This window comes from Flavobacterium psychrotrophum, from assembly GCF_003403075.1.
In the GTDB taxonomy this organism is placed as follows: domain Bacteria; phylum Bacteroidota; class Bacteroidia; order Flavobacteriales; family Flavobacteriaceae; genus Flavobacterium; species Flavobacterium psychrotrophum.
This window is the reverse complement of the sequence record NZ_CP031557.1, coordinates 3,541,427-3,558,618: the sequence shown is the minus strand read 5'-3', so window position 1 is coordinate 3,558,618 and position 17,192 is coordinate 3,541,427. Positions and strand designations below refer to the sequence as shown.

Here is a 17,192-nt window from a genome sequence, read left to right as displayed (position 1 = left end):
AGCTAATATCTATATATAACATGGCATCAAACAAAAAATACTGGCAAAGTGTTGAAGAGCTAAATCCTAATAGCTCTATTGTTGAGACGCTAAGAAACAATGAGTTTGTTGAGGAGATTCCTACAGATGAATTTCTTGGCGACAAGGAAGCTTTGTCATCTTCATCTACAAGCCGTCGTGACTTTCTAAAATACGTTGGGTTTACTACAGCAGCTGCATCACTTGCTGCGTGTGAGGGCCCGGTTATTAAATCAATACCTTATGTTGTGCAGCCGGAAGAGATCATTCCTGGTGTTGCAGACTACTATGCTACTACAATTGCAGACGGTTTTGATTTTGCGAATATACTTATCAAGACTCGTGAGGGTCGTCCTATAAAAGTTGAAAAGAATGCTCTTGCAGGTGCTAAACTATCTGCAAACGCAAGGGTTCATGCTTCTGTGCTTTCTCTTTATGACAGCTCAAGGCTTAAGCAGCCAAAGGTTAAGGGTAAAGATGCTACATGGGCAGAGGTTGATGCTACAGTTAAAGCGGGCTTAAGCCAGGCTGCGGCTGCTGGTGGTCAGGTTGTGGTGCTTTCTGCTACTACTGCCAGCCCTTCAACAGATAAGATCATTGCTGAATTTGGTGCTAAATATGCCGGATTTAAGCATGTTGTTTATGATGCTGTTTCTTCATCAGAGGCGTTGGATGCTTTCCAGGCGGTTTATGGTGAAAGGGCTCTTGCTGATTATGACTTTGCTAAGGCAGATGTTATAGTAGGTGTAGGTGCTGACTTCCTTGGCGACTGGCAAGGTGGTGGGTATGATTCAGGCTACGCAATTGGCCGTATCCCTACTAAAAAAGGTTTAATGTCTAAGCACATCCAGATAGAAGCTAATATGTCTATCACAGGTGCTAATGCAGATAAGCGTATCCCGCTTTCTGTTACTCAACAAAAATATGCCCTTGTGGCTTTATATAATGCTGTAACCGGTGCTAATGTAAGTGTTGCTTTAGACAAGACTTATGCTGCTGCTGTTAACAATGCTGCCCAGCAACTTAAAGCTGCCGGATCTAAAGGTGTTGTTGTTACAGGTCTTGATGATGTTAATGCGCAACTTCTTGTAATTGCTATTAACAATGCGTTGCAATCTCAGGCGTTTAACCCTGCCGGTGCCCGTTACGTTCGTAAAGGTGATGCTAAAGCGGTTGCTCAGCTTGTAAACGATATCAAGGCAGGTGCTGTAAGTGTACTTATCATGAATAATGTTAATCCGGTTTACACACTTCCTAACGGAGATGAGTTTGCTGAGGCGCTTAAAAAAGTAAAACTTTCTGTTTCTTTCACCCTTAGGGAAGATGAAACAGCTTCAATAACTACAGTAGCTGCTGCTGCTCCACATTACCTTGAATCTTGGGGTGATGTAAGTGTGGCAAAAGGTTACTATGCTATTACACAGCCTACGATCCGTCCGCTGTTTACTACAAAACAATTCCAGGAGGCATTGCTTTCATGGAGTGGTAACCCAACTGCTTACTACGATTATATTAAAGCTACTGCACCTTCTTATGCTCCCGGTAAAACCTGGAACCAGCTTGTGCATGATGGTGTAACTGTTTCTGAAGTTGCTGCTACAGTTACTGCCGGTGCTGCTAACTTTAGTGGTGCTGCTGCAAGCCTTGCTGCTGCTAAACCAGCCGGTGGCCTTGAGCTTGTTCTTTATACAAAAACAGGTCTTGGAGATGGCCAGCAGGCTAACAACCCTTGGTTACAGGAACTTCCTGATCCAATTACCCGTACATCGTGGGATAACTACGTAACTATTTCTAAAGCAGATGCAGATGCACTTGGCCTTGAGAACTGGAACGTGGCAAACGGTGGCCTTAACGGTAGTCTTGCTACACTAGAGGTAAACGGTAAGAAAATTGAAGTACCTGTGCTTGTACAGCCGGGCCAGGCAAAAGGTACAATAGGCCTTGCGCTGGGTTACGGACGTAAAGCAGGTATGAAGAATGAAATGGTAGTGGGTGTTAACGCTTATGCGGTTTACAACAACCTTAATTCTTTACAAACTGCCAAGCTTACAAAAATAGGTGGTGAACATGAATTTGCGTGTGTGCAGCTTCAGAAAACCCTTATGGGCCGTGGCGACATCGTAAAAGAAACTACCCTTAAAGATTATACAACAAAAGATGCTGCTGAGTGGAATGAAATGGCTCAGGTATCTTATGACCATAAAGAGGTTCCTGCAACTTCAATCGACCTTTGGGAGTCGTTTGACAGGAGTACAGGCCACCACTTTAACCTTTCAATAGACCTTAATGCGTGTACCGGTTGTGGTGCGTGTGTTATTGCCTGTCATGCTGAGAACAACGTTCCGGTAGTAGGTAAGTCAGAAATACGCAGAAGCCGTGATATGCACTGGCTGCGTATTGACAGGTATTACTCTTCTGAAGATACGTTTGCGGGAGATGTTGAGAAAAAAGAAAAAGCTTCAGGCCTTTTCAATTCTATCGACACCTTTACATCAATGGAAGACCCTGCGGATAATCCTCAGGTAGTATTCCAGCCGGTAATGTGCCAGCACTGTAACCATGCTCCTTGTGAGACTGTTTGTCCGGTTGCTGCTACATCTCACGGTCGCCAGGGACAAAACCACATGGCTTACAATCGTTGTGTGGGTACTCGTTACTGTGCAAACAACTGTCCTTATAAAGTGCGTCGTTTCAACTGGTTCCTTTATAACAAGAACAGCGACTTTGATTATAACATGAACGACGATTTAGGTCGTATGGTACTTAACCCTGATGTTGTAGTACGTTCTCGTGGTGTAATGGAAAAATGTTCATTCTGTATACAGGCTACTCAGTCGGTAATCCTTCAGGCTAAGCGCGAAGGCAGGGTAGTAGGGGCAAATGAATTTAACGATGCTTGTGCTTGTTCTGCGGCTTGTTCAAGTGGTGCAATGACTTTTGGTGATGTTAACAACACCGAAGATCCTATAGCAAGGCTTAAAGAAGACGAAAGGGCATACCACCTACTGGGCCACATAGGCACCAAGCCAAATGTATTCTACCACGTTAAAGTAAGGAATACATAGTTTAAATAGTTTATTAATAGAAACAAACATAAAGGAATATGTCGTCTCATTACGAAGCACCCATTAGAAAACCTTTAATTATAGGTGACAAAAATTATCACGATGTAACAGTAGATGTTGCAAGGCCGGTAGAGGGCAGGGCTAACAAGCAATGGTGGATAGCGTTTTCTATCGCCACAGCAGCCTTCCTTTGGGGCGTAGCGTGTGTTGCCTATACGGTAGGTACTGGTATCGGTACATGGGGATCAAATAAAACTGTAGGCTGGGCCTGGGATATTACCAACTTCGTTTGGTGGGTAGGTATCGGTCACGCCGGAACACTTATCTCGGCTGTACTGCTATTGTTCCGTCAAAAGTGGCGTATGGCAATTAACCGTTCGGCAGAAGCGATGACAATCTTCTCGGTAATACAGGCAGCAATGTTCCCTGTATTCCACATGGGCCGTCCGTGGTTAGCATACTGGGTAATGCCTATACCAAACCAGTTTGGTTCACTATGGGTTAACTTTAACTCACCACTACTTTGGGACGTATTTGCGATTTCTACCTATCTTTCAGTATCTCTTGTATTTTGGTGGACAGGTTTACTTCCTGACTTTGCGATGCTTCGCGACAGGGCGATTACTCCTTTTACGAAAAGAGTTTATTCAATACTAAGCTTCGGATGGAGCGGACGTGCAAAAGACTGGCAGCGTTTTGAAGAAGTTTCATTGGTACTTGCAGGTCTTGCAACGCCACTGGTACTTTCTGTACACACTATTGTATCTTTTGACTTTGCTACATCGGTAATACCGGGCTGGCACACTACCATCCTTCCTCCGTATTTCGTGGCGGGTGCTATCTTCTCCGGATTTGCAATGGTTAACACCCTGCTTATCATCATGAGGAAAGTATCAAATCTTGAAGCTTATATTACAGTACAGCATATCGAGCTAATGAACATTGTAGTTATGATTACAGGTTCTATCGTAGGTGTTGCTTATATTACAGAGTTATTCGTAGCCTGGTACTCAGGTGTAGAATACGAGCAGTATGCGTTCCTTAACAGGGCAACTGGTCCTTACTGGTGGTCATACTGGTTGATGATGACATGTAATGTTATCTCTCCACAGGTAATGTGGTTCAAAAAAATCAGAACCAGTATTACAGTTTCTTTCATCATTTCGATTGTTGTAAACGTAGGTATGTGGTTTGAGCGTTTTGTAATTATCGTTACATCACTTCACAGAGATTACCTTCCGTCTTCATGGACCATGTTCCAGCCTACATTTGTAGATGCCGGTTTCTATATTGGTACAATAGGTTTCTTCTTCGTGTTATTCCTACTTTATTCAAGGAGTTTCCCTGTAATTGCACAGGCCGAAGTAAAATCTATCATGAAAACATCCAGCGAAAAATACAAGAAGCTGCATGAAGCCCACGATAATCATTCACATTCAGAAAATAATCATCACTAAGAACCATGAGCAATAAAGTTTTACATATATTGTACAATGATGATGATATCCTTATGGATGCAGTAAAGAAAACCCGCGCTGCACATCATCATATTGAAGAAGTTTTTACACCATTCCCGGTACACGGTCTTGATAAGGCTCTTGGTCTTGCACCAACAAGGCTTGCAATATGCGCATTCCTGTATGGTTTAGTGGGATTATCTGTTGCTACAGCAATGATGTATTATATCATGATTGTTGACTGGCCTCAGGATATTGGTGGTAAACCAAGTTTTACTTACATACAAAACATGCCGGCTTTTGTACCGGTTATGTTTGAGATGACAGTATTCTTTGGTGCTCACTTAATGGTGATAACATTTTATATGAGGAGTAAATTATGGCCTTTTAAACAGGCTGAAAATCCTGATGTAAGGACTACAGACGACCACTTTTTAATGGAGGTGCCTGTACATGGCGACGAAGATAAACTGGTTGCGTTTTTTCAGGAAACCGGAGCTGTTGAAGTAAAAGTAATTGAAAAGCATTAACAAGAAGTATGAAAGCATTATATAAAATAGCATTTGTGGTTTCTGCCTCGGCGGCGCTTACCTCATGCTTCAATAAATCAGAACCTAACTACCAGTACATGCCAAACATGTACGAGTCTGTAGGGTATGAGACATATTCAGAGTCAGGCGCTTTTAAAAATGGTAAAGAAGGTCAGCTTCCTGCTGCAGGTTCTATACCAAGGGGATTCACTCCTTATGAATATCCAAATACAGAAGAAGGTTACAACGCTGCAAAAGCTGGCCTTGTTTCTCCTTTAGCTGCGGCTGAAGTAGACGAAGCTAAGGGCAAAGAGCTTTTCACGATATACTGTGCTATTTGCCACGGCGATAAAGGTGATGGTAAAGGAAACCTTGCAAAAAGGGAAAAATTTGCCGGTGTTCCTAACTATAAAGACAGGGATATTAATGAAGGTAGTGTTTTCCATGTGGAAACATACGGTCGTAACATGATGGGCTCTCATGCTAACCAGCTTAGCCAGAAAGAACGCTGGCAGGTGGCTCACTATGTTATGAAACTTAAGAGCGAATTATAATTGTAGAACACTGAAAGCATAAAATATGTATACATTTTCTAGTAAATTAAAAACGTTGGCTTTTGTACTGATGGTGGTTGGCGCCCTTGGTATTGGCTACAGTTTTTTTACTGCGCCAAAATCAGCTGAAGAAGTTGAGGCAATAATAAATGCTGAGCACGCTCACGGTGGGCACGGTGAAGCTGCACATGAGGAAGCTCATGATGCTGTAGAAGTACATGCGGTTCATGATGAGCATGCTGCACATGCAGAAGCTGCTCACGAAGGTCATGATACGGCTGCTGTTGCAGAAACAGAAGCTACTGCTGATACTGTTACTGCTGTTGCGGAAGTTGCAACAGAACACGCATCAACAACTGGCCACGAAGAAAGCCATGCTGAAGCTGCGGTTGCTCACGAAGGCCACGATGCTGATGCTCATGCTGAACATGAAGCTCACAAAGAGCACGTAGAGCATGTGTACCACCAGCTTCAAAACAAGCCTTGGGCTGCTGTATATGTAGCTGCATTGTTCTTTATGCTTATAGCTCTTGGGGCACTTGCTTTTTATGCAATACAAAATGCTGCACAGGCCGGTTGGTCTCCTGTATTGTTCAGGGTAATGGAGGGTATCTCTGCATACCTTATACCAGGTGCAATTATTGTTCTTATATTGTTAGTTCTTGGTGTTGCGCAAGTACACCACTTATTTATATGGATGGATCCTGAGGTAGTTGCAAAAGATCACCTTATACAGGGTAAGACAGGTTTCCTTAATGGACCGTTCTTCCTTTTCCGTGCAGTAGTGTTTATGGGTGGATGGATATTATACCGTCAGATAGCCGTTAAAAACTCTCTTGCCCAGGATAATGCTACAGACAACTCATTCTACAAGAAAAACTTTAAAGCTTCTGCTGCATTCCTTGTGTTCTTTATCGTTACAGAGTCTATCTCTTCATGGGACTGGATCATGTCGGTAGATCCACACTGGTACAGCACACTTTTTGGATGGTATGTGTTTGCAAGTTTCTTTGTAAGCGGTATCACCGTTATAGCTATGGTTACGCTTTACCTTAAATCAAGAGGTTACCTTGAGTATGTTAATACAAGCCACATCCATGACCTTGCTAAATTTATGTTTGGTATCAGTGTATTCTGGACGTATCTTTGGTTCTCTCAGTTCATGCTTATGTGGTATGCTGATATACCGGAAGAGGTTGTATACTTTAAAATGAGAATTGAGAACTATAACCTTCCATTCTTTGGTATGGTTGCAATGAACTTTGTTTTCCCGGTTCTTATACTTGTTAATACAGATTTCAAACGCCTTTCATGGATCGTTGTTATGGCTGGTATCGTAATACTTACGGGTCACTACATTGACTTCTTTAACATGATTATGCCGGCTACCGTGGGAGACCAGTGGTTTATCGGTGCAGGTGAGATAGGTGCGGTATTGTTCTTCCTTGGGTTGTTTATACTAGTAATATTCTCTGCTCTTACTAAAGCACCGTTACTGGCTAAACGTAACCCGCTTATCGAAGAAAGTAAGCATTTCCATTATTAATATTTAAAGAAATAAACAGATGACGAGTTTATTGATATTTATAGTTGTAGTTCTATTAGGTGTTGCCATATGGCAATTAACCAAGATATTCCATCTTACGCAGGTGGGTGCGGCTGCTCAAGCCGAAGATACCGGTGTGGCTACAGAAAGGGATAATACCGTAAACGGTTACCTTATGTTTGCTTTTGTTGGGTTTATCTATGTATTTACAATTTTTTCATTATGGAAATGGGGGCACCTTGTATTAGGTACTCCGGCTTCAGAACACGGCCCACAGTATGACAACCTTATGTCGATATCTATGTGGCTTATCTTTGTAGTACAGTTCATAACGCAGTTTTTGCTTCACTACTTTTCATTTAAGTACAGGGGCGAAAAAGGTAAAGTGGCTTTTTACTATGCAGATAACGATAAACTTGAATTTATCTGGACTATAATACCTGTTATTGTTCTTGCAGGCCTTATCCTTTACGGACTTTATGCTTGGACTAACATCATGTTTATTGAAGAAGAAGCTAAAGAAGATGCTGTATATGTAGAAGTATATGCAAAACAATTTAGCTGGGAAGTGCGTTATGCAGGTAAAGACGGTAAGCTTGGAAAAGCAAACGTGCGTTACATAAAAGGCATAAACACACTGGGTGTAGATGAATCAGATCCTAATGCTCAGGATGATATCCAGGCATCAGAACTACACTTACCAAAAGGTAAACAAATTATCTTTAAATTCCGTTCTCAGGATGTGCTACACTCGGCTTATATGCCACACTTTAGGGCACAGATGAACGTAGTGCCGGGTATGGTTACACAGTTTGGCTTTATACCTACCATCACTACAGATGAGATGCGTCAAGATCCTAAGATTATGCAAAAGGTTAACCACATCAACGAGATCCGTTCTAAAAAGAGTGCTGAGCTTGTTGCAGATGGTAAATCAGCATTAGATCCTTATACTTTTGATTACTTATTGCTTTGTAACAAGATTTGTGGTGCTTCTCACTACAACATGCAAATGAAAATTGTTGTTGAAGACGAAGCAGACTTTAATAAATGGCTTGGTGCTAAAGAAACATTTGGCACAGCTATAAAGAAAGAAAAAGAAGGTGCAGCAGCTCCGGCTCCTGCTGAAGGTGCAGCTCCGGCTGCGGGAGAGTCTACAGCAACTAAAGTAGATTCTACCGCAACGACTGCAAAAGATACCACAGCAACGGTAGCAGCAGCACACTAATTAAAAAATAATTCTTTTACAATACATCAAATTAAAGAAATATGTCAGCAGCAGGACACGATATGCACGATCACGAAGAACATGGACACCACGATGCCCACGATCATCACCACGACCATAAGCAGACGTTTATAGAAAAATATATTTTTAGCCTTGATCACAAGATGATTGCCAAGCAGTACCTGCTTACAGGTACTATAATGGGTATCATTGGTATTGTGATGTCGCTATTATTCCGTATGCAGATTGCATGGCCGGAAGAATCATTTACAATATTCAAAGTACTTCTTGGAGATAAATATGCTCCGGGTGGTGTAATGAGAAATGATATTTACCTTGCCCTGGTTACCATTCACGGTACTATCATGGTATTCTTTGTACTAACAGCCGGTTTGAGTGGTACATTTAGTAACCTTCTTATTCCGTTGCAAATTGGTGCACGGGATATGGCATCCGGTTTCATGAACATGGTTTCTTACTGGTTGTTCTTCCTTTCTGCAGTTATCATGATCCTTTCTCTGTTTGTAGAGTCAGGTCCTGCATCTGCCGGATGGACGATTTATCCACCACTTAGTGCCCTGCCTCAGGCTATTCCTGGTTCAGGTACAGGTATGACGCTTTGGCTTGTTTCTATGGCTATCTTCATCGCGTCTTCACTAATGGGTTCGCTTAACTATGTTGTTACAGTTATTAACCTAAGGACAAAAGGTATGTCAATGACAAGGCTTCCACTTACAATATGGGCGCTTTTCATTACTGCTGTTATTGGTATCGTATCATTCCCGGTACTACTTTCTGCGGCATTGCTACTTATCATGGATAGGAGTTTTGGTACTTCATTCTTCCTTTCAGATATTTATATTGCAGGAGATGTACTACACTACCAGGGAGGTTCTCCGGTATTGTTTGAGCACTTATTCTGGTTCCTTGGTCACCCTGAGGTTTACATTGTAATCCTTCCTGCGATGGGCCTTGTATCTGAAATTATGACATCAAATGCGCGTAAGCCAATCTTTGGTTACCGTGCGATGATTGCCTCTATACTTGCTATTGCATTCCTTTCAACTATCGTTTGGGGTCACCACATGTTCATCTCTGGTATGAACCCGTTCCTTGGATCGGTATTTACCTTTACAACATTACTTATCGCGATTCCTTCTGCTGTAAAAGCATTCAACTGGATCACGACACTTTGGAGGGGTAACCTTCAGATGAACCCTGCAATGTTGTTCTCTATTGGTTTTGTTTCTACTTTCATCACAGGTGGTCTTACAGGTATCATCCTTGGAGATAGTACACTGGATATTAACGTTCACGATACATATTTCGTTGTTGCTCACTTCCACCTTGTAATGGGTATATCTGCCCTTTACGGTATGTTTGCAGGTATCTACCACTGGTTCCCTAAAATGTTTGGTAGGATGATGAACAAAACGCTTGGTTACATCCACTTCTGGGTAACTGCGGTATGTGCTTACGGTGTATTCTTCCCGATGCACTTTGTAGGTATGGCAGGTCTTCCAAGACGTTATTATACTAACTCTAACTTCCCGCTGTTTGATGACCTTGCAGATGTTAACGTTATCATCACAATGTTTGCTCTTATAGGTGCTGCATTCCAGTTGGTGTTCCTTTGGAACTTCTTCTACAGCATATTTAAAGGCAAACGTGCGGTTCAAAACCCATGGAGGGCTAACACCCTTGAGTGGACTACTCCTGTAGAACACATCCACGGTAACTGGCCGGGCGAAATACCTGAAGTTTACAGGTGGCCGTATGACTACAGTAAGCCGGGTTATGAAGAAGATTTCGTTCCGCAAACCGTTCCGTTCAGGGAAGGTGAGGAGCAACTTCACCACTAAGATTTTTAGATTTAAATATAAGATGGGACATCCGAAAGGGTGTCCCATTTCTTTTTTATGATATTTCGTTAAAAAAGCTATCTTTAAGGCATTAACCAAACACAAGGATGGAACAACAACACGAAGACAAACACCTTAAGCGCGAGCTTGGCCTGCTGGATGGTACGATGCTGGTAGTAGGCTCTATGATTGGCTCAGGTATATTTATTGTAAGTGCCGGTATGGTAAAGAACATTGGCAGTGCCGGTTGGCTTACGCTAATATGGGTTATTTCCGGTCTTATGACCATGATTGCTGCCATTAGTTATGGCGAACTCAGTGCTATGTTTCCTAAAGCGGGTGGTCAATATGTATATCTTAAAGAAGCCTATAACAAGCTTATTGGGTTTTTATATGGGTGGAGTTTCTTTGCGGTTATCCAAACCGGAACCATTGCCGCAGTGGGTGTGGCGTTTGGTAAGTTTGCGGCTTATATTGTTCCGTCACTTGGCGACCAGAATATACTTTATGAATTGGGTTCTTTTAAACTCAATGCGGCACAGCTGGTATCGATAGCTACTATCATTTTGCTGACGTACATAAACAGCCGTGGTGTGAAAAATGCAAAATACATACAAACTGTTTTTACGGTGGCTAAGATAGCTTCACTTTTTGGGTTGGTTATTTTTGGCCTTATGCTTGCCGCGAAAGCAGAAATATGGAATGCCAACTGGGCCGATGCCTGGATGGCAAAGTCATATAGTGAAGAGTCCGGTCAATGGACTACCATAGGTGGTACAGTATTGCTTTCAGCCATTGCTGCCAGTATGGTGGGGTCGCTTTTTAGTAGCGATGCGTGGAATGGCGTTACCTTTATTTCCGGTGAAATTAAAAATCCGCAACGTAATGTGGGCCTGAGCTTGTTCTTCGGTACGCTTATCGTGACGGTTATTTATATACTGGCTAACATTATGTATGTAGCCGTGATGCCTATGGAAACTATCGCCTTTGCACCATCAGAACGTGTAGCGGTAGAAGCATCACAGTACATTTTTGGAACCACTGGGACATACATCATCGCTGTTATGATAATGGTTTCTACCTTTGGTTGTAATAATGGCCTTATCCTTGCAGGTGCGCGCGTATATTATACCATGGCTAATGATGGGCTTTTCTTTAAAAAGGCAGGCGGTCTTAACAAGGCCAGTGTACCGGGTTGGGGGTTATGGCTGCAGTGTATTTGGGCATCGGCATTGTGCCTTACGGGTAAGTATGGCGACCTGCTTGATTATGTTATGATAATCGTAGTTATATTCTATATCCTTACCATTTTCGGGATTTTTATTTTGCGTAAAAAAATGCCCGATGCGCCACGCCCTTACAAGGCTTTTGGATATCCGGTTTTACCATTTATATATATACTTTTGGCGAGTGCTTTTTGTATTGCACTGCTTATTGATAAACCCGAAACCTGCGGCTGGGGTGTACTTATTATGTTGGCAGGTGTCCCGGTGTATTACCTTACCCGACCTAAGCAGGCGGCCTAATCTTATAAATATTACGTACCTTTAATAAAAAGCAGGTTATGATACTTTCAAATTTCAGGATAAACGAAACCGAAAGCCAGTTTGAAATGGAAGCCGATGGCAATACCGCGTTCCTTGAATACTACAGGGAGGGTAACAAAGTCTATTTAAACCATACCGAAGTGCCTCATGAAATGCGAGGCAAAGGTGTAGCGGCGCACCTTGTGCAGGATACCCTGAAGTATGCACGCGAAAATGGCCTTACCATAGTGCCGTCCTGCTCTTATGTGGCTTATTATGTAAATAACCACCCGGAGTGGAACGATGTGCTTTCAGAAGGTTATCAAATGTAAGCTATCGCTATTTGCGCTATATTTGCCGGATGAATGCTAATTTAGACCCTACCGCTAATAATTTTAACCCCGAAGAGCTCGACCTTGAAAAGAAGTTGCGCCCCCTCTCGTTCGATGACTTTACCGGACAGGAGCAGGTGCTCGATAACCTAAAGGTTTTTGTACAGGCGGCTAACCTGCGTGGTGAAGCCCTTGACCATACGCTTTTTCACGGCCCTCCGGGACTGGGTAAAACCACACTTGCCAATATACTGGCTAGCGAACTTGGCGTAGGTATAAAAATTACATCAGGCCCCGTGCTGGATAAACCTGGCGACCTTGCCGGACTACTCACTGGCCTTGATGAACGCGACATCCTTTTTATAGACGAGATACACCGCCTTAGCCCCGTAGTGGAAGAATACCTGTATTCTGCTATGGAAGACTTCAAAATCGATATTATGATAGAGAGCGGGCCTAATGCGCGCTCGGTACAGATAGGACTTAGTCCGTTTACATTAGTTGGTGCTACCACACGATCAGGGCTTCTTACAGCGCCTATGCGTGCCCGTTTTGGTATCCAGAGCAGGTTGCAGTACTATACAAAAGAATTACTTACTACCATTGTAGAGCGTAGTTCGGGTATACTAAAAATGCCCATTACCATGGAAGCCGCTATCGAAATTGCCGGCCGCAGCCGTGGTACGCCGCGTATTGCCAACGCACTTTTGCGTCGTGTGCGCGACTTTGCCCAGATCAAAGGCAATGGCAAGATTGATATTGAAATAGCTCGTTACTCATTAAAGGCGCTGCACGTTGATGCACACGGCCTTGATGAGATGGATAACAAAATCCTGACAACCATTATCGATAAATTTAAAGGTGGTCCGGTTGGTTTGTCTACACTTGCAACGGCAGTATCTGAAAGTGGCGAAACCATAGAGGAAGTGTATGAGCCATTCCTGATTCAGGAAGGGTTTATCATTCGTACCCCTCGCGGCCGTGAAGTGACTGATAAAGCGTATAAACACTTGGGCAGGGTACAGCCGGGTGTGCAGGGTGGTCTTTTTTGATTTACGGTTTTAAGGGCCTCACCCCAGCCCTCTCCAAAGGAGAGGGAGCAGCTTCACTCTCCCGCTCTGTCATTGCGAGGAACGAAGCAATCTTATTGTTACAGAGTTAATTTGTAGTCTTATTTATTAGATTGCTTCGTTCCTCGCAATGACAGCCGCCTCATAAAATCTGAAGAGGCTGATGTTGTATGATTGATAATAAAATAAAATATTCCCAATTTATAAAGGACGAATCCAAAAGACTCGGCTTTATGTCATGCGGTATTTCTAAAGCCGGTTTCCTTGAAGAAGAAGCGCCACGCCTTGAAGCCTGGCTCAATCAAAACCGCCATGGTCAGATGCAGTACATGGAGAATCATTTTGACAAGCGGCTTGACCCGACTTTACTGGTGGAAGGTTCTAAAAGCGTGATATCCTTACTACTGAATTATTATCCCGAAGAAAAACAAACCGAAGGCACTTTCAAAATTTCTAAATATGCTTATGGGCAGGATTACCATTTTGTAATCAAGGAGAAATTAAAAGAGTTGCTACATTCGATTAACGAAAATATAGGCGAAGTAGGGGGAAGGGCTTTTGTAGATAGTGCTCCCGTATTAGATAAGTCCTGGGCAGCTAAAAGTGGCCTGGGCTGGATAGGCAAGAACAGTAACCTGCTGAGTAAAAAAACAGGCTCGTTCTTTTTTATTGCCGAGCTTATTGTAGACATCGAACTGGAATATGACCATGCCGTAACCGACCATTGCGGCTCTTGTACCGCATGCCTTGACGCCTGCCCTACCGAGGCCATTATAGCGCCTTATGTGGTAGATGGCAGCAAGTGCATATCATACTTTACTATTGAACTTAAAGAGAATATTCCCGAAAGCATGAAAGGCAGCTTTGGCGACTGGGCTTTTGGTTGTGATGTGTGCCAGGATGTGTGCCCGTGGAACCGCTTCTCTAAACCTCACCGAGAACCGTTATTCAACCCACACCCTGATCTTTTAAGCATGACTAAAAAAGACTGGGAGGAGATTACCGAAGATACCTTTAGGGCAGTATTTAAAAACTCTGCGGTTAAGCGCACAAAATATGAAGGGCTTAAGAGGAATATCAATTTCCTTAAGCCCCTGCTATAACTACTCAAAAAAGTTCATCTCAAACAAGATGTAATGCTTTATGCCAAATTCCTTGCCCCAGGTTTCAATGTCTTTTCCGCTGCTTTCTACGGCGCACCAGTATTTGGCACCCTCTTTATCTTCATAAGGTAGTATATAAGCAAAGGCATAAAACGGTTTGTTAGGCAAGATGGGCAGGGCGGTGCCAAAGTCTCTTAGACTGTAGTCGTTTGTTTTAAGGCCTTTAAATGTGTGCTCGGTTTCGAAACGGTCAAATATAAATTTTATCCTGATGTCCTTGCCTGCGGTGCTGCTTATTACCCTTAAGGGTATAGAATCGGCTTTGTTTACGCCAATGTATTCAAAAATGCTTTTGTTTAGTATAGTGTCTGTTTTGGTAAGTTTACCTTTCCAGAATTCCTTTGAGGTAATGGTGAATTTTTTGTTTACAAGACTGTCACCTTTAAACAGGGTTTTGAAATAATTGATGTTTTCAAACCGCATCAAATCCATGATTTCATTATTATCAGAATATACTTTAGCAGTCATAACAATAGGGCCTTGGGCTTTTTGTTGCGCGTTGCAAAACAATATTTGTAGTAATGCAAAACCGGTAAGGATAATAGATTTCATTAAATAGGTGTATTAAGTTTTAGCAAACGTAGTATATGTAAAGCCGTGCTTTAGTTAACCAAAACACATTAAGGTTAATTAGTGTTAATAAATCGGCTTCCAAAAATTTTAAAATTTTACTTTTGGGCATGGCTGTAAAAAGAAACATACTCTTTGTGTTTATACTTATGCTTATTAGCGTAAGCGGTATTACTGCACTTCAGTTTTACTATAGCTATACTAATTATAAAGTAGAAAGTGCTACTTTTCAGAAAGAGATAGACGAGGCATTTGCAGAAGCCGTTGATAGTGCTTTTTCTAAGCATCAGCAGGAGGCTGTAAACCTTTTCAGGACATGGATAAACGATACCACGTACATAAAAATTACATCGCGTTGGGATGCTGTAAATAAAGCTACTGTTTTTGATCTTAAAGAAATGCAGCGCGCAAAAGGTAATAACCAGGTAAGCCTGAGTATTGATACCTATAAAAAGCAAACCGACAGCATTACGGCAGCAGCCAGAAGTACTATTATAAACCATCTTGTAGGTAATGTTGAGAAAGACCTGAAGAAAGGCGTGGTTTGGTACTTTACCCAAGGCCTGGGCGACCGGCTTGATACAGCTTATTTTGGGCGACCTATACCCCGTAAAGTTTTTACAGAAGAATATAAAAAGGCTTTGGGTCGGAAATTTATTACTACCCAATTCAAGATACTTGAGGCAGATAAATATACTAGTAAAGGAGAATATGTTACCGTAACTATAGATGTGGGGTTAAAACACGGTATGGGGCCTAAACTGTTGGCGCAGTTTAGTAATGGAGATGCATTCCTCCTCGGCAGGCTGCGCTGGGTTATAGCAGGCTCAGTAATGTTACTGATCATAACACTGGGCTGTTTTTTGTACACGGCACGGGTGTTACTTAGCCAGCAAAAACTTAATGCCCTTAAAGATGACTTTATTAGCAACATGACGCACGAAATACACACACCGCTAACATCTATAACCATTACCGCGCAGGCACTAAAACAGTTTAACCACGACAAGGCAGCACAGGATAATTACCTGGATATCATTTTATACCAAAGCGATAAACTATCATTATTAGCTGATGAAATACTGGCGGGGGCGAAATTAGATGTGGATGCTGCCATAACCGACACCATTGATGTGAACCGAATTTTAAGTGAAGTTGCCCAAAGTCATTTTGCTGAAAGCGTAACATTGAATGTTGAACCCCTAAGTAACGACATAGCAATAAGGGGAAACAAACTAAATCTGTTAAGGGCTTTAAACAATCTCATTGATAATGCCATTAAATACAACACTAATGTAAATCCGTGCGTAACCATAGGAGCAGGCACAGCCAATAAAAAACTTGTGATAACCATATCAGACAACGGCCCTGGTATTCATGATGAACTTAAAGAAATAGTTTTTGAGCCTTTTTACCGTATACCATCGGGCAATGTGCACGACGTAAAAGGATATGGCTTAGGTCTTAGCTATGTCAAAAAAGTTGTTACTGCGCACAAAGGTTGTATAAGCATTAAAGATAATGTACCCACAGGTAGTTGCTTTATAATTACATTACCGCTATGAGTACCTATAAAATACTATTAACCGAAGACGAACCCTTTTTAGGGAAAGTTATAAAAGAGAGCCTGGAGAAAAAAGGCTATGCCGTTACACTTGTGCCAGATGGAAGGCAGGCGTGGCAGGAGTTTGTTTCGGGAAGTTTTTCGCTGTGTATTTTAGATGTCATGATGCCCTATAAAGATGGCTTTACCCTTGCAGCACAAATACGGCAGGCAAACAAAACCATACCATTAATGTTTCTTACGGCAAAGGCCGATATTAAAGATGTTACAACGGGCTATGCCAGTGGTGGTAACGATTACCTGCGTAAACCCTTTAGCCTTGATGAACTCTTTCTTCGCGTTGCAGAGCTTATAAAGCGCGCCAGCCCTGAAACTGAAAAAGCCGACGAACTGGTAATAGGTTCTTATCAGTTTTTGCCCAAACGGCAGGAACTTAAGATGGGAGAAACTTTGATAAAGCTATCGCATAAAGAAGCACTGCTTTTGGCACTGCTGCTTCAGCATAAAAACCAGGTGCTGAATAAAAAGGAAACCCTGCTCGAATTGTGGGGAGATGATACCTTTTTTAACAGCCGTACAATGGATGTATACATAACCAAGCTACGCAAAAAATTGCAAAATGACCTACAGATAGAAATACTAAATGTAAGAGGTTTTGGGTATAAGCTTATCTGTTAAACAACAAAGCCCCGCTTTTTTTTGCGGGG

Annotated in this window: 14 protein-coding genes; 13 read left to right on the top strand and 1 reads right to left on the bottom strand. The window is 42.3% G+C overall.

Features of this window, described 5'->3' with window-relative positions; genetic code table 11:
- The first annotated feature begins 20 nt into the window (after nucleotides 1–20).
- The 11 genes from DYH63_RS15240 to queG all read left to right on the top strand — a co-directional run bounded on the left by DYH63_RS15240 (nucleotide 21) and on the right by queG (nucleotide 14,291).
- Complete coding sequence (locus DYH63_RS15240; RefSeq protein ID WP_116789609.1) at nucleotides 21–3,083, top strand: TAT-variant-translocated molybdopterin oxidoreductase; 3,063 nt, start codon at nucleotides 21–23, stop codon at nucleotides 3,081–3,083.
- 38 nt (nucleotides 3,084–3,121) lie between these two features.
- A complete protein-coding gene (nrfD, locus tag DYH63_RS15235; RefSeq protein ID WP_116789608.1) occupies nucleotides 3,122–4,540 on the top strand; it encodes an NrfD/PsrC family molybdoenzyme membrane anchor subunit in 1,419 nt (472 codons plus the stop codon).
- 5 nt (nucleotides 4,541–4,545) lie between these two features.
- Entirely contained in the window at nucleotides 4,546–5,070 is a 525-nt protein-coding gene (locus DYH63_RS15230) for a DUF3341 domain-containing protein (RefSeq protein ID WP_116789607.1), read from the top strand.
- Between the two features lie 8 nt (nucleotides 5,071–5,078).
- Nucleotides 5,079–5,624, top strand: coding sequence for a c-type cytochrome (locus DYH63_RS15225; RefSeq protein ID WP_116789606.1), 546 nt, complete (start codon nucleotides 5,079–5,081; stop codon nucleotides 5,622–5,624).
- A 25-nt stretch (nucleotides 5,625–5,649) separates the two neighbouring features.
- Nucleotides 5,650–7,170: a quinol:cytochrome C oxidoreductase gene (locus DYH63_RS15220; protein ID WP_116789605.1), complete on the top strand. Its 1,521-nt coding sequence runs from the start codon at nucleotides 5,650–5,652 to the stop codon at nucleotides 7,168–7,170.
- A 19-nt stretch (nucleotides 7,171–7,189) separates the two neighbouring features.
- Entirely contained in the window at nucleotides 7,190–8,398 is a 1,209-nt protein-coding gene (locus tag DYH63_RS15215; protein WP_116789604.1) for a cytochrome c oxidase subunit II, read from the top strand.
- Nucleotides 8,399–8,439: 41 nt separating this feature from the next.
- Nucleotides 8,440–10,260, top strand: a complete 1,821-nt coding sequence (locus DYH63_RS15210; protein ID WP_116789603.1) for a cytochrome c oxidase subunit I — start codon at nucleotides 8,440–8,442, stop codon at nucleotides 10,258–10,260.
- 107 nt (nucleotides 10,261–10,367) lie between these two features.
- Nucleotides 10,368–11,786 (top strand): APC family permease, encoded by a 1,419-nt coding sequence (locus DYH63_RS15205; RefSeq protein ID WP_116789602.1) that lies wholly within the window; start codon nucleotides 10,368–10,370, stop codon nucleotides 11,784–11,786.
- A 38-nt stretch (nucleotides 11,787–11,824) separates the two neighbouring features.
- Entirely contained in the window at nucleotides 11,825–12,118 is a 294-nt protein-coding gene (locus DYH63_RS15200; RefSeq protein ID WP_116789601.1) for a GNAT family N-acetyltransferase, read from the top strand.
- 29 nt (nucleotides 12,119–12,147) lie between these two features.
- Nucleotides 12,148–13,170, top strand: a complete 1,023-nt coding sequence (gene ruvB, locus DYH63_RS15195; protein ID WP_116789600.1) for a Holliday junction branch migration DNA helicase RuvB — start codon at nucleotides 12,148–12,150, stop codon at nucleotides 13,168–13,170.
- Between the two features lie 188 nt (nucleotides 13,171–13,358).
- Nucleotides 13,359–14,291, top strand: a complete 933-nt coding sequence (queG, locus tag DYH63_RS15190; RefSeq protein ID WP_116789599.1) for a tRNA epoxyqueuosine(34) reductase QueG — start codon at nucleotides 13,359–13,361, stop codon at nucleotides 14,289–14,291.
- Here queG and DYH63_RS15185 read toward each other — a convergent pair whose 3' ends face one another.
- A complete protein-coding gene (locus DYH63_RS15185; protein ID WP_116789598.1) occupies nucleotides 14,292–14,903 on the bottom strand; it encodes a hypothetical protein in 612 nt (203 codons plus the stop codon).
- Nucleotides 14,904–15,031: 128 nt separating this feature from the next.
- On the opposite strand from DYH63_RS15185, the gene DYH63_RS15180 reads away from it, so the two are divergent.
- Both DYH63_RS15180 and DYH63_RS15175 read left to right on the top strand, forming a co-directional pair.
- Nucleotides 15,032–16,486 (top strand): sensor histidine kinase, encoded by a 1,455-nt coding sequence (locus DYH63_RS15180; RefSeq protein WP_116789597.1) that lies wholly within the window; start codon nucleotides 15,032–15,034, stop codon nucleotides 16,484–16,486.
- Entirely contained in the window at nucleotides 16,483–17,163 is a 681-nt protein-coding gene (locus DYH63_RS15175; RefSeq protein ID WP_116789596.1) for a response regulator transcription factor, read from the top strand. Before DYH63_RS15180 ends, DYH63_RS15175 begins: the two co-directional genes overlap by 4 nt.
- Nucleotides 17,164–17,192: the final 29 nt, after the last annotated feature.

Coding starts and splice junctions, on each gene's coding strand:
- DYH63_RS15240 (WP_116789609.1), top strand. CDS start 21: ATGGCATCAAACAAAAAATACTGGCAAAGTGTTGAAGAGCTAAATCCT.
- nrfD (WP_116789608.1), top strand. CDS start 3,122: ATGTCGTCTCATTACGAAGCACCCATTAGAAAACCTTTAATTATAGGT.
- DYH63_RS15230 (WP_116789607.1), top strand. CDS start 4,546: ATGAGCAATAAAGTTTTACATATATTGTACAATGATGATGATATCCTT.
- DYH63_RS15225 (WP_116789606.1), top strand. CDS start 5,079: ATGAAAGCATTATATAAAATAGCATTTGTGGTTTCTGCCTCGGCGGCG.
- DYH63_RS15220 (WP_116789605.1), top strand. CDS start 5,650: ATGTATACATTTTCTAGTAAATTAAAAACGTTGGCTTTTGTACTGATG.
- DYH63_RS15215 (WP_116789604.1), top strand. CDS start 7,190: ATGACGAGTTTATTGATATTTATAGTTGTAGTTCTATTAGGTGTTGCC.
- DYH63_RS15210 (WP_116789603.1), top strand. CDS start 8,440: ATGTCAGCAGCAGGACACGATATGCACGATCACGAAGAACATGGACAC.
- DYH63_RS15205 (WP_116789602.1), top strand. CDS start 10,368: ATGGAACAACAACACGAAGACAAACACCTTAAGCGCGAGCTTGGCCTG.
- DYH63_RS15200 (WP_116789601.1), top strand. CDS start 11,825: ATGATACTTTCAAATTTCAGGATAAACGAAACCGAAAGCCAGTTTGAA.
- ruvB (WP_116789600.1), top strand. CDS start 12,148: ATGAATGCTAATTTAGACCCTACCGCTAATAATTTTAACCCCGAAGAG.
- queG (WP_116789599.1), top strand. CDS start 13,359: ATGATTGATAATAAAATAAAATATTCCCAATTTATAAAGGACGAATCC.
- DYH63_RS15185 (WP_116789598.1), bottom strand. CDS start 14,903: ATGAAATCTATTATCCTTACCGGTTTTGCATTACTACAAATATTGTTT.
- DYH63_RS15180 (WP_116789597.1), top strand. CDS start 15,032: ATGGCTGTAAAAAGAAACATACTCTTTGTGTTTATACTTATGCTTATT.
- DYH63_RS15175 (WP_116789596.1), top strand. CDS start 16,483: ATGAGTACCTATAAAATACTATTAACCGAAGACGAACCCTTTTTAGGG.